This window comes from Ruegeria sp. BB10 (genome assembly GCF_056535725.1).
This window is the reverse complement of the sequence record NZ_JBQFIW010000001.1, coordinates 1,313,898-1,326,390: the sequence shown is the minus strand read 5'-3', so window position 1 is coordinate 1,326,390 and position 12,493 is coordinate 1,313,898. Positions and strand designations below refer to the sequence as shown.

Below are 12,493 nucleotides of genomic sequence, written 5' to 3'. Positions count from 1 at the left end.
CCTTAGCCCGGTTTACCGCTAATCCAAGCGGAAACTGATCGCTTCCATTGACCTTGCCGCTTTGCGTGGTAAACCGCCGGGCAAGCAAAAGGACATCCGAAATGAACCTGTTTTCCGAGATCCGCGGCCTTGTACTGGACGCGCTGGCACAGATGCAGTCCGAAGGCGCGCTGCCCGAGGGGCTGAGCTTTGACAATGTGGCGGTCGAACCACCGCGCGATGCCGCGCATGGCGACATGGCGACAAACGCCGCGATGGTGTTGGCGAAGCCGGCCAAGATGAAGCCGCGCGACATTGCCGATGTGTTGGCCGGAAAGCTGGCGGCGGATGACCGGATCACCAGTGCCGAGGTTGCGGGGCCGGGCTTTTTGAACCTGCGGTTGGCGCCATCGGTTTGGCAGGGTGTTCTGGCGGCAGTGTTGGAGAAAGGCACGGGTTATGGCCGCTCGACTATGGGGCAGGGGCAAAAGGTCAACGTGGAATATGTGTCGGCCAACCCGACTGGGCCGCTGCATGTTGGCCATACGCGGGGCGCGGTGTTTGGCGATGCGCTGGCAAGCTTGTTGGCCTATTCCGGCCATGATGTGACCCGCGAATACTATATTAACGACGGCGGTGCGCAGGTCGACGTGTTGGCACGCTCGGCCTACGAGCGCTATCGCGAAGCCAACGGGTTGAGCCCCGAGATTGCCGAAGGCTTGTATCCGGGCGACTACCTGATCCCAATCGGCGAAGCGCTGAAAGAGAAATACGGCGACAGCCTGATCGACAAGCCGGAAAGCGAATGGCTGGATGATCTGCGCGAGTTCTCGACCGACGCGATGATGGACCTGATCCGCGCTGACCTGAAGGCGCTGGGCGTAGAGATGGACGTGTTCTTCTCGGAAAAATCGCTCTATGGGACGGGCCGGATCGAGGCCGCGCTGGAGTCGCTGACCGAAAAGGGCCTGATCTATGAAGGCGTTCTGGAGCCGCCAAAGGGCAAAAAGCCCGAGGATTGGGAGCCGCGCGAGCAGACCCTGTTCAAGTCCACTGAACATGGCGATGACGTCGATCGCCCGGTGAAGAAGTCGGACGGCAGCTGGACCTATTTCGCCCCGGATATTGCCTATCACTATGACAAGGTGACCCGTGGGTTTGATGCTCTGATCGACGTGTTTGGCGCGGACCACGGCGGCTATGTCAAACGGATGAAGGCAGCAGTATCGGCGCTGTCTGATGGCAAAGTGCCGCTGGATATCAAGCTGACCCAGCTTGTGAAGCTGTGGAAGAACGGCGAGCCATTCAAGATGTCCAAGCGGGCCGGGAACTTTGTCACCCTGCGGGATGTGGTCGATCAGGTTGGGCCGGATGTGACCCGCTTCGTGATGCTGACTCGTAAGAACGACGCGCCTCTGGATTTCGATTTCGACAAGGTGCTTGAGCAGAGCCGCGAGAACCCCGTGTTCTACGTGCAATACGCCCATGCCCGCGTGATGAGCGTGCTGCGCCGCGCCGCCGAGGCCGGGATTGTCGCTGATGACGTGACCCTTGCGGGTGCGGACCTCAGCAAGAACGATCACGCCTCGGAACTGACTGTGGCCAAGAAGCTGGCCGAATGGCCTCGTTTGGTTGAGATCGCCGCGCGCACGAATGAACCGCACCGGGTTGCCTTCTACCTGTATGAGCTTGCAGGAGACTTCCACGCGCTGTGGAATAAGGGCAACGACGAGACTCAACTGCGTTTCATCCAGGATGGCGATGTTGCCACAAGCCAGTCAAAAATCGCATTGGCCCGCGCCGTTTCTGTTGTGATTTCAGCGGGCTTGGGTATTCTTGGCGTTACTCCGGCGCAGGAGATGCGGTAACAAACACCGCCCAAAGCACCGGTACGAGGTAGGCAAGAAATGACCCGCGCGCCTTATTTTCTGGCGTGAATCGGGCGGTGAGGCGGACATGGCACGTTACGATTACTCGGGGCAGATGCGCCCCGAGCAGATGCATTACACGAATCAACCACATCTTCAGGATGGGTATGACTATTCCGACGACATGCACGGGTATGAAGAAGCGCCGCGCGCAGCGGGTCTGGGGCGTATCGTAAATGCGCTGGGCGCGGTTGCGTCCCTGGCATTGGTCGCTGGCATTGGTTTTTGGGGTTACAAGCTGGTGATGCGCGATGTTAGCGGCGTACCGGTCGTACGTGCCATCGAAGGGCCGATGCGCATTCAGCCAGAAAGCCCCGGTGGAACACCTGCCGATCATCAAGGACTGGCCGTCAATACGGTGGCCGCGGTCGGAACAGCCGCACCTCCGGCGGATCGTCTGATCCTTGCGCCGCGCCCGGTGTCCCTGTCGGATGAGGACACGCCGGTTGAGCCTCTGAAGCCCACCCCGGCCGTGCATGTGGTGCAGGAAGAGATTTCTGATCAGGAGGCTGCGCAATTGCGCCAGGGTTCGGTAGACGCTCTGGTCGCCGAACTGGCAGGTGATGCGGCACAAATCGACCAACCGACCGAGCAGGGCGTGCAACTGGCCTCTTTGGTCGTGCCCGAAGAAGAGCCCGCGATTGACCCGGCTGATCTGGCCGCACAGTTGCCCGATCCGGAACTGGCCGCACTGCCGGGGGTTCGCCGGTCTTTGCGCCCCAACACGCGCCCGGCCCGTTCTACACCCAGCGGGATCACCACCAGCAGCAGTACTGAAGACGCGATCAACGCTGCGGTCAAAGCTGCTGTGGGGCTGGATATTGACCCGGACACATTGTCCAAAGGCACGCGCATGGCCCAGCTTGGCGCCTATGAAAGCACGGATGTAGCGCGGGCTGAATGGGATCGCCTGAATGGCCGTTTCGGTGAGTATATGGATGGAAAACAACGTGTTATCCAGAAAACCTCACGTGGTGGACGGACCTTCTATCGTTTGCGGGTTCTGGGATTTGACGACCTAAGCGACTCGCGTCAGTTCTGCGCTGCCCTCGAAGCACAAGGCGCCGATTGTATCCCGGTGGCCGCTCGGTGAGTTTCGGCGCGGCAATCACTGATGCCGAAGGCTTGCGCCTGACGCCCGAAGAAAAAAGTCTGTTTCAAGAAATGAACCCGTTTGGGTTCATTTTATTTGCCCGCAACATCGACACCGCCGATCAGGTCCGTGCCCTGTGCGACGACTTCCGCGAGGCTGTGGGACGCAATTGCCCGATCACCATTGATCAGGAAGGCGGCCGCGTGCAACGGCTGCGCGCACCACTGGCGCGGGAATGGATGCCACCGCTGGATCATGTTGCGGGCGCGGGGGATCAGGCTGAACGCGCCATGTATCTACGCTATCGCCTAATCGCGAATGAGCTGTTTGAGCTGGGGATCGACAGCAATTGTGCCCCGATGGTGGATCTGGCGCGTGATGATACGCATGCCTTTCTGAAGAACCGCTGCTATGGATCTGATTCAACAATAGTTTCCGGGATCGGAAAGACGGTTGCCAAGGGGCATCTGGATGGTGGCGTTCTGCCAGTGATCAAGCACATGCCAGGCCACGGCCTGTCCACGCTGGACAGCCACCACGACCTGCCACATGTCGATCTGACGCAAGACGCATTGGAAGAGACCGATTTCGCGCCGTTCCGTGCCTTGAACGACCTGCCGATGGGGATGACGGCGCATTTGGTTTATGACCGGATCGACCCACAACCGGCTACGATTTCACCCACAATGATCGGTCTGATCCGCGACAAGATTGGGTTTGATGGCCTGATCATGACCGATGATATCTCGATGAAGGCCCTCAGCGGCGCACCCGAGGAGATTGCCCGTCAGGCGCTCAACGCCGGGTGCGACGTGGTTTTGCATTGCAACGGCTCGTTTGAAGCCCGCGCCAAAGTGCTGGAAGCCGCCGGAGAAATGACCGAGCAGGCCGAGATACGCGCAGAAAAGGCGCTGGCAATGCGGCAAAAGCCTGCGGAACTTGACATCCCCGCGACTGAGGCGGAACTATCTGCCCTAATGGGCGGGCAGGTATATGAACGATAACCTTTTCAGCGAAGACCCGGTCTCGGTCGCGGATCGCCTTGCGGCCGAAGCCCTGATCGTTGACGTCGACGGGTTCGAAGGCCCGTTGGACGTGTTGTTGACCCTGTCGCGGACACAAAAGGTCGACCTGCGGAAAATCTCGGTTCTAGCGCTGGCGCAGCAATATCTGACATTTGTTGAAAAAGCCCGGGCTCTGCGGATTGAATTGGCAGCTGACTATCTGGTTATGGCGGCGTGGCTGGCCTTCTTGAAATCCCGCCTGCTGCTGCCCCCTGATCCGGATGACGAGGGTCCGTCAGGTGAAGAACTGGCCGCGCATCTGGCGTTTCAGCTAGAGCGCTTGCAGGCCATGCGTGATGCTGCGGCCCGCTTGATGGCGCGGGACCAGCTGGGCCGCGATTTCTTCAAACGCGGGCAGGGCGAGGACGTCACCCGCATCCGCACTGTGACTTATTCGGCAACCCTGCTGGATTTGATGCAGGGGTACGCTCGCATCCGCACACGCGACGAATTCCGCCCCTTCGTGATGGACCGTGACGCCGTGTTCACGATGGAACAGGCGCTGGAGCGGATGCGCCCCTTGATCGGCTTTGCGGGCACCTGGACGGATATGGAGACCTATCTGCCCGATGGTTGGGACGCGGACCCAGTCCGCAAACGCTCGGCCACGGCGGCGACCTTTGCAGCCTCGCTGGAATTGGTGAAAGAAGGACATATGGAGATCAAGCAGAGCGAGACCTTTGCCCCGATCCATCTGCGCAAGAGGACTGACACACGTGACTGACGCCCCCGAAGACGAAGGCACCGGCACCCTGTTCGAAGCGCCGCCGCTGGCAGAGCAAGAGCGCATGGTCGAGGCCGTGCTGTTCGCCAGCGCCGAACCGGTGACTACCTCTGATCTTGAGGCCCGGATGCCCCATGGCAGCGACGCGGCGCAAGCCGTTGAGATGCTTCAGAAACGATATGAAGGGCGCGGCGTGCGGGTGGTCAAGGTTGGCGAAGCCTGGGCCATTCGAACCGCCCCCGATCTGGGCTTTTTGATGCAAAAAGAAACAGTTGAAACCCGCAAACTGAGCCGTGCGGCCATCGAAACGCTGGCTATCGTGGCCTACCATCAACCCTGTACGCGGGCTGAGATTGAAGAAATTCGCGGTGTTTCGGTCTCACGCGGGACGATCGACCAACTTCTGGAAATGGAGTGGATCAGGTTAGGCCGTCGCCGAATGACACCGGGCCGTCCGGTGACATTCGTGGTGACGCCGCATTTCCTGGACCATTTCGGGCTTGAGAACGCTCGAGACCTGCCGGGGCTCAAGGAGCTGCGCGCCGCTGGCCTGCTGGAAAACCGGCCACCGCCGGGCACCATCCCACTGGGCGAGGGGCGCGAAGAAGAGCAGGATGAAGATCAAACCGAACTGTTCGAGGAAGAGTGACCAAACGACCCTTTTGGTGTCACACAATTCGCCTATGTTGAGGGTCAGAAAACGGAGTTGAGCAATGAATGCCAATCGGATGATCGACATGATCGTACGTCAGGTCATGCGCCGCCTTGTCAGTAAAGGCGTTGACAAGGGCTTTGACATGGCAAGCCGTATGGGTGGTAAAAACGAACAGCCCGGCGAGGCCAACCGTGCCAACAACAATGGCCCACGCCCATCCCAGAACCTGAAACAAGCGCAACGAATAACCCGTCAAGCGCGCCGGTTCATGAAGTTCTGATCAGTTAACCGCCTTGAAATGCTTGGACAATTTCAAGCCTTGTCCTTGGTAGTTTGAGGCGATGCCAGCCCCATAAAGCTGGGTGGGCATTTCGGCCATTTTCTCATAGACCAGTCGGCCGACGACTTGACCGTGTTCCAACACAAAAGGTGCCTCGTGGCAGCGCACTTCAAGCACTCCACGTGATCCAGCGCCTCCGGCGGCGGCGTGGCCGAAACCGGGGTCGAAGAAACCTGCGTAATGCACCCGGAATTCACCCACCATGGCCAGATACGGCGCCATCTCGGCGGCATAGAGGGGCGGGATGTGGACAGCTTCGCGGCTGACTAGGATGTAGAAGGCGCCCGGGTCAAGGATGATGCGGCCGTCGGTGGTGCGGACCTCTTCCCAGTATTCCTGCGGGTCGTATTCTCCGATCCGGTCCAGATCGATCACTCCGGTATGCGGCTTGGCGCGATAACCCACCAGATCGGTGTCAGGCAATTGCAGATCGACTGAAAAACCCAACCCGTCCTGAATCACTGCAGGACCGTCAACCAAGGGCGAGTCACTGTGCAGTGCGGTCAGTTCCGCATCGCTAAGCACGGCCTGACCTTGGCGGAAGCGAATCTGATTGAGCCGCATCCCCGGACGTACTAGCACCGAGAAGGAACGCGGGCAAATCTCCGCGTAAAGCGGGCCGGTATAGCCCGCGGGCACGCGGTCGAACTCGGTGCCGCCATCGGTGATGGTGCGGGTCAGCAAGTCCAGCCGCCCGGTCGAGCTTTTGGCGTTAGCCACAGCCGTCACGGTTTCGGGCAGGGCCAGCGATTCCATCAGCGGCACCAGATAGACGCAGCCTTTTTCCAGAACCGCACCGTCCGTGATGTCGATGCGGTGCATCTCGAACTCAGACAACCGATCCGCGACGGATCGAGTTTCGCCGGCCAGAAACGAGGCGCGAACACGGTAAGCCACTGTTCCCAAGCGCAAATCAAGGCTGGCAGGTTGAACCTGCGCAGGGATAACCTCGGGGTTAGCGGTGATTTCACCGCGCGCGATCATCGCTTCGATTTGCTGATTTGGGCATACACCTGTCATTCCGAACCCCCCTGATGCCAGAGCGGGATCTGGCCTGTCTGCCATAAACGTCGGTATGATTTGGTCGGGCTAGCAGGACTCGAACCTGCGACCTTCCGTCCCCCAGACGGACGCGCTACCAGGCTGCGCCATAGCCCGACGTTGAGGTGTTCATAAAGACTTTCCCGGCAGGGGCAAGAGGAAATCATCGCCTTTTTTTCTTATCCCGCCGTTCGGTTTTCAATGCGGTTAAGAACGGCGCGAAGGTCCTTTGCCACCGGAGCGATCTGTTTCAGCAGATCGTCATCGAAATCGGTGCGATTCCATGCCTGCGTTGCGATTCCACCCAGCAGGGGGGCCTCATCCAGAAACTCCGGTGTGGGTTGCGCCGCGACCGGCTGCGGTTTGGGTTCAGCAGGCTCCACCTTAGGGGCCTCGGCAACGGGTGCAGCGTCGTCCAGATTTAGGTTGATCTGTTCGCTTGTCTCGACTGGCTTAGAAGAGAAGGGCACAACTACACTGTCGTTAGCGGTGGCGTCCGGTTTGGCCACCTCGTCCAACCCTTGCGAAAGCGCGGAAACATGCGCTACGCCCTGTTCGCGCAGGATACGTTGAACGCCTTTGATGGTTGTCCCGTCCTCGTGCAGCAGTTTCTTGATACCGCCCAGCAGGCGCATGTCGTTGGGTCGGTAGTAACGCCGCCCTCCGGCACGCTTTACCGGTTTGACCTGATTGAAACGGCTTTCCCAGAATCGCAGGACATGAGCCTGAACGCCCAGCCAGTCCGCAACTTCACTGATCGTGCGAAAGGCGTCGGGGGACTTGCTCATGACCGTGTCGTCCTGATCTTACTTACGGTTCCCTGCGGCGACGCGATCCTTCATCAGGTGCGACGGGCGGAACGTCAGAACCCGGCGGGGTTGAATCGGAACCTCTTCGCCGGTTTTGGGGTTGCGGCCGATGCGGGCAGTTTTGTCCCGAACGCTGAACGTGCCGAATGACGAAATCTTCACCTGCTCGCCGCGCACCAAAGCGTCGGACATGTGGTTCAGAACGCTTTCGACCAGCTGCGCACTTTCGTTGCGTGACAGGCCAACCTCACGAAAGACGGCCTCGCTCAGATCCATTCGGGTCAGTGTTTTATCGCCCATACCATTTCCCCTGTTGATACCGCAGAATACGGCGAGGGGAAATTCGCTGTCAATATCAATGAATTGCAAGTCTGCGTGTAAGCCGAATTGCGCCGGTTACCAGCGCAGCACAACCGCGCCCCAAGCCAGACCGCCGCCGATGGCTTCGGTTACAAGCAGATCGCCCTGCTTGATTTGCCCGCGCTGTTTGCCGACGGACAAGGCAAGAGGAATCGACGCGGCCGATGTGTTGCCATGGTCCTGAACGGTGACGACGACGTTTTCCATCGGCAGGCCCATTTTCTTGGCGGTGCCCTGAATAATGCGGATATTTGCCTGATGGGGCACAATCCAGTCGACGTCAGTGTTGCTGAGGCCAACGCTTTGCAACGCGGTTTCCGCCGTTTTGGCCAGTTTTTCGACCGCATGGCGGAACACCTGATTACCTTGCATCCGCAGATGTCCGGTCGATTGGGTCGACACACCGCCATCGACGTAAAGCAGGTCCTTGTACCGGCCGTCCGAATTGAGGTCGGTCGCCAGAATGCCACGATCCTGCGCACTGCCTTCGCCCTCTTGCAGCTCCAACACTAGCGCACCAGCGCCATCACCGAACAGCACGCAGGTGGACCGGTCCGTCCAGTCCATGATTCGCGAGAAGGTTTCGGCCCCGATGACCAGAACGCGCTTGGCCTGACCGGATACGATCAGGGCGTTGGCATTGGTCAGCGCAAAGACGAACCCGGCGCAGACGGCTTGAACGTCAAAGGCAAAGCCTTTGGTCATGCCCAACTGTGCCTGCACCATGGTTGCGGCAGATGGGAAAGTCAGATCGGCGGTCGAAGTTGCCACAATGATCGCATCGATATCGTCAGCCACTAGCCCCGCATCGGCCAGCGCGGCCTCGGCTGCCTTGGTGGCCAGATCGGACGTTGTTTCGTTTTCGGCGGCGAAATGGCGGCGCTCGATACCCGAGCGGGTCTTAATCCACTCATCCGTTGTATCGAGCGTCTTTTCAAACTCGGAATTCGGAACGATGCGCTCTGGCAAATAGTGTCCGACACCAACGACAACTGAACGGCCTGCCATGCTTGGGTACTGCCTTTTTTGTTATTCGCCAGCCTTTGGCGGCGTGTGGGCGGCATCTTGTGCAAGCTCGGCTGTCGATGCAACCCGTGCCGCCAATTTTTCGGCGAAACCAGACTGGGCCAGGGTAAAGGCCAGTTTGACTGCTGCCGAGACTCCGATGGCATCCGCGCCACCATGTGATTTGACCACGGTTCCGTTGAGGCCAAGAAAAACGCCGCCATTCACTTGGCGCGGGTCGATACGCTTTTTCAAACGATTTAACGACGTGATCGCCAGTACCGAAGCGAGGCGTGACAGCGGTGAATACTTGAACGCTTTGCGCAACAGTTCGCCAATCAGGCTGGCGGTGCCTTCGCCGGTCTTAATGGCGACGTTGCCGGTAAACCCATCAGTGACAATGACATCCGCCTTGTCGCCGGGAATGTCGCTGCCTTCAACGAAACCGACAAAATCGAAATTCGCCTGCTCTGCGAATTCCGTGATCATAGCATGTGCTTCTTTAAGCTCGGCGCGACCCTTGTGTTCTTCGGTGCCCACGTTCAACAGACCGATCCGAGGACGTTCAAGCGCCATGCCGTTGCGCGCATAGGATGCGCCCATCAGCGCATATTGCAGCAGGTCCTTGGCGTCGGCGCGCACATCCGCGCCCACATCCAGCATCACGTTGAACCCCTGCGGGTTGCGCGATGGCCACAGAATCGCAATCGCCGGACGGTTTACACCGGGCAATTTGCGCAACCGCATCATCGACAGCGCCATCAGCGCGCCGGTGTTGCCGCAGGAAACGGCGCCATGCGCCTCACCTTGCCGCACTGATTCCAGCGTTGACCACATCGAGGTCTGCTTGCCGCTGCGGACAACCTGACTGGGCTTGTCCTCCATCGTGACTACATCGGGGCAATCACGAAAAACGACGCGCCCCTGCAGGACACGCCGTTTGGCAACAAGTTTGCGCAGCGTAGGCTCAGGCCCGTGCAGAATAAACGCGATATCGGGGTTTTTGATTGCCGATTTGGCAATGCCCGCAACCACAGTCGCGGGCCCCGAGTCTCCGCCCATAGCGTCAACCGAGATGGTAATCCGTCCGGCGTGCGAGGGCTGTTCAGTCATGCCTTGCCTGCGCTTTTAAAGGCTTAGGCCGCGTCTTCGTCCAGGTCGATTTCGTCGGCCTGTGCGACGACTTCGCGGTCATCGTAGTGGCCACAGGACGCGCAGACGTGGTGCGGGCGCTTCAGCTCGCCACAGTTGGGGCATTCGTTCGGGTTTGCAGCAACCAGAGCGTCGTGTGCGCGGCGGTTGTTGCGACGCGACTTGGAAACTTTGTTCTGTTGGACGGCCATGGTCTCAACCTTTGTCTACTGAGGGCCAACAGATTCGCTGTGGGCCGGGTTTCATTCTTCGTTTATCTCGTGGTTTGACGCGCGTTTAGGGGACGATCCCCGCAATGTCCAACCCAAATTCCGATGAGCGCGCGAAAATACTGCGATTCTCGACATGTTCAAGCGATTTTTCTGAGGGCCTGATATGACAGGAAAACAGACCTATGTCACTCGTCTTTTTTCAGCGCGTCGCGCAGACCGGCCAGACCGGCAAAGGGCTTGACGTCTTCGTCTGTCATGGCCTGTTTGCCCGGCTCGGTATAGTCGGCCTGTCCCAGTTCGGCACCGTCTTTACGTGGGTATTGGGGCAGGGCCAGCGACAGGGCCTCGACCATGACAAGCGCTGGGTCGATCTCAGCACCAAGCTGTTCGGTTTCATCACCTTCGGGAATTTCAAACTCGGGCTCTTCTGGATCAACCCAATCGGCCACATAGATTCGCGCGACCGGGATGTCGATGCGTGTGGTCACCGGTTCCAATGTCACCACGCAGGGCTGAATCACTGTAGCCCCCAGTTTTCCGTTCAATGCCCAGTCGCGCTTGCCCTGTGCCCTTACGTCACCCACAAAGCTGAGCTTGCGTAGGCCAAGCAAGCCCAACTCGTCCCTGATAGCCTCCAAAGCCTTGGCGTCTGGGCGCAACTCAAAGGGGGTTGGTGCATTTTGGGGCAGATCGGCCACCCGCAGAGATGTCTGGTTGCTCATTCGTGACCCTTTCCTGTGTTGAACCGGGGCTGCGGTTTGATGTAAGCGGATAGGGTCCGTAACGGGCCAAGGCAAGAGGGTGTGAATGTTGAAGGTTGTGAACAGGTTGAAACCGGCGTCGAAAACGCTTGTCTTTGCGGCCTGTCTGGCAGCGGCTGGTGCATGTTCGCCGGTCTTCAAGAATCACGGATATGTCCCAACGCCCGAGGATCTGGCCGAGGTCAAAGTGGGTGTGGACACCCGCGACAGTGTGATCGAGGCGGTCGGTGCCCCCAGTTCGTCCGGCGTGATCCGCGATTCCGGGTTCTATTACGTCCGGTCACGCATTCGTCATTACGGCCCGAAAAAGCCCGAAGTGGTCTCGCGTGAGTTGGTGGCGATCAGCTTTGATGACCGGGGCGTGGTTCGGAACATCGAACGGTTCGGGCTTGAGGATGGTATTGTCGTCACGCTGGATCGCCGGATTACCGAGTCCACGATTCAGGGGCAGGGTTTTATCCGTCAGCTGTTGGGTAACATCGGCAACTTCAACCCGGCCAATATTCCCGGCACGTCACAGTAACTTATAGCCACATCTTGCGATGGTCATGCGTCAGTCACACATTGTGTGATAGGGGCATGGCAAGAGGAAACAGGTCAGCAACCGCGGAGGATGCGACCATGGCACTATTGCTTGGTAAGGGGCGGTATCGCGCCCGGCTGGCGCAGTCGCGGCAGGACGTGGTGGCGGCACAGCAGCTTCGGATGTTGGCCTTTGGGACAGAAAAAATCGATCAGGACGATTTCGATTCGGTCTGTGCCCATATTCTGGTTGAAGATGTGCGCGCAGGCGGGCAGGTGGTCTGTTGTTTCCGCATGCTGACCATGGCGGATGGCACTGAAATCGGCCGCAGCTATTCGGCGCAGTTCTATGATCTTTCGGCGCTTGCGGGGTTTAGCGGTCGGATGGTTGAGATGGGGCGGTTTTGCGTTCATCCGGACTGGACCGACCCAGACATTCTGCGTGTCGCCTGGGGGGCAATGACGGCCTATGTAGATCAGAATAATGTCGAGATGCTGTTTGGCTGTTCGTCCTTCGCTGGGACCGAAACCGAGGAGTATCTGGATGCGTTCGCGATTCTAAAGCACAGGCATCTCGCCCCAAAACGCTGGTTGCCACGGGTCAAGGCACCGGATGTATTCCGATTTGCCGCACGTCTGCGTCGCAGGCCGGATGTGAAAAAGGCGATGTTGCGGATGCCGCCCTTGCTTCGTACTTATCTGATGATGGGCGGCTGGGTCAGTGACCATGCGGTCGTCGATCGTCATATGAACACGCTGCATGTGTTCACCGGGCTTGAGATTGGTGCGATTCCCCCGGCAAGGAAACGATTGTTGCGGGCGGTGGTTCGGTAATCCCCGTTGACCCC

The 12,493-nt window shown here is 59.0% G+C and carries 15 protein-coding genes and 1 tRNA gene; 8 read left to right on the top strand and 8 right to left on the bottom strand.

Features of this window, described 5'->3' with window-relative positions; translation table 11 throughout:
- The first annotated feature begins 101 nt into the window (after window positions 1-101).
- From argS to ACR3EP_RS06610, 6 genes are all read left to right on the top strand, one after another.
- Entirely contained in the window at window positions 102-1,847 is a 1,746-nt protein-coding gene (argS, locus tag ACR3EP_RS06635; RefSeq protein ID WP_480636937.1) for an arginine--tRNA ligase, read from the top strand.
- Window positions 1,848-1,935: 88 nt separating this feature from the next.
- Window positions 1,936-3,000, top strand: coding sequence for an SPOR domain-containing protein (locus ACR3EP_RS06630; RefSeq protein ID WP_480636935.1), 1,065 nt, complete (start codon window positions 1,936-1,938; stop codon window positions 2,998-3,000).
- A complete protein-coding gene (nagZ, locus tag ACR3EP_RS06625) occupies window positions 2,997-4,004 on the top strand; it encodes a beta-N-acetylhexosaminidase (RefSeq protein WP_480636933.1) in 1,008 nt (335 codons plus the stop codon). The genes ACR3EP_RS06630 and nagZ overlap by 4 nt, the downstream gene beginning before the upstream one ends.
- On the top strand, window positions 3,994-4,788 hold the full coding sequence (locus ACR3EP_RS06620; RefSeq protein WP_170348981.1) for a segregation and condensation protein A: 795 nt from the start codon (window positions 3,994-3,996) through the stop codon (window positions 4,786-4,788). The genes nagZ and ACR3EP_RS06620 overlap by 11 nt, the downstream gene beginning before the upstream one ends.
- Complete coding sequence (gene scpB, locus ACR3EP_RS06615; protein ID WP_170348980.1) at window positions 4,781-5,437, top strand: SMC-Scp complex subunit ScpB; 657 nt, start codon at window positions 4,781-4,783, stop codon at window positions 5,435-5,437. The genes ACR3EP_RS06620 and scpB overlap by 8 nt, the downstream gene beginning before the upstream one ends.
- A 64-nt stretch (window positions 5,438-5,501) precedes the next feature.
- Window positions 5,502-5,723, top strand: a complete 222-nt coding sequence (locus ACR3EP_RS06610; RefSeq protein WP_480636931.1) for a hypothetical protein — start codon at window positions 5,502-5,504, stop codon at window positions 5,721-5,723.
- Here ACR3EP_RS06610 and ACR3EP_RS06605 read toward each other — a convergent pair whose 3' ends face one another.
- From ACR3EP_RS06605 to ACR3EP_RS06570, 8 genes are all read right to left on the bottom strand, one after another.
- The gene (locus tag ACR3EP_RS06605) at window positions 5,724-6,803 is read right to left on the bottom strand and encodes a 2'-deoxycytidine 5'-triphosphate deaminase (protein ID WP_480636929.1); all 1,080 of its coding nucleotides are present in this window, start codon (window positions 6,801-6,803) and stop codon (window positions 5,724-5,726) included.
- 61 nt (window positions 6,804-6,864) lie between these two features.
- A tRNA-Pro gene (locus ACR3EP_RS06600) sits at window positions 6,865-6,941 on the bottom strand.
- Between the two features lie 62 nt (window positions 6,942-7,003).
- Complete coding sequence (locus ACR3EP_RS06595; RefSeq protein WP_480636927.1) at window positions 7,004-7,612, bottom strand: MerR family transcriptional regulator; 609 nt, start codon at window positions 7,610-7,612, stop codon at window positions 7,004-7,006.
- A gap of 18 nt (window positions 7,613-7,630) precedes the next feature.
- Window positions 7,631-7,933, bottom strand: coding sequence for an integration host factor subunit alpha (gene ihfA / locus ACR3EP_RS06590; RefSeq protein ID WP_008755922.1), 303 nt, complete (start codon window positions 7,931-7,933; stop codon window positions 7,631-7,633).
- Window positions 7,934-8,029: 96 nt separating this feature from the next.
- Window positions 8,030-9,001: a beta-ketoacyl-ACP synthase III gene (locus tag ACR3EP_RS06585; RefSeq protein ID WP_170358866.1), complete on the bottom strand. Its 972-nt coding sequence runs from the start codon at window positions 8,999-9,001 to the stop codon at window positions 8,030-8,032.
- Between the two features lie 21 nt (window positions 9,002-9,022).
- The gene (gene plsX, locus ACR3EP_RS06580; RefSeq protein ID WP_480636926.1) at window positions 9,023-10,111 is read right to left on the bottom strand and encodes a phosphate acyltransferase PlsX; all 1,089 of its coding nucleotides are present in this window, start codon (window positions 10,109-10,111) and stop codon (window positions 9,023-9,025) included.
- A gap of 23 nt (window positions 10,112-10,134) precedes the next feature.
- Window positions 10,135-10,341 carry a 50S ribosomal protein L32 gene (rpmF, locus tag ACR3EP_RS06575; RefSeq protein ID WP_008756996.1) on the bottom strand — a complete coding sequence of 69 codons (207 nt, stop codon included), beginning with the start codon at window positions 10,339-10,341 and terminating at the stop codon, window positions 10,135-10,137.
- Window positions 10,342-10,547: 206 nt separating this feature from the next.
- Window positions 10,548-11,084: a YceD family protein gene (locus tag ACR3EP_RS06570; RefSeq protein ID WP_170375703.1), complete on the bottom strand. Its 537-nt coding sequence runs from the start codon at window positions 11,082-11,084 to the stop codon at window positions 10,548-10,550.
- 85 nt (window positions 11,085-11,169) lie between these two features.
- Here ACR3EP_RS06570 and ACR3EP_RS06565 point away from each other — a divergent pair, with 85 nt between their 5' ends.
- On the top strand, window positions 11,170-11,646 hold the full coding sequence (locus ACR3EP_RS06565; RefSeq protein WP_170348973.1) for an outer membrane protein assembly factor BamE: 477 nt from the start codon (window positions 11,170-11,172) through the stop codon (window positions 11,644-11,646).
- Window positions 11,647-11,744: 98 nt separating this feature from the next.
- The gene (locus ACR3EP_RS06560) at window positions 11,745-12,479 is read left to right on the top strand and encodes a GNAT family N-acetyltransferase (protein WP_480636924.1); all 735 of its coding nucleotides are present in this window, start codon (window positions 11,745-11,747) and stop codon (window positions 12,477-12,479) included.
- The last annotated feature ends 14 nt before the right edge of the window (window positions 12,480-12,493 follow it).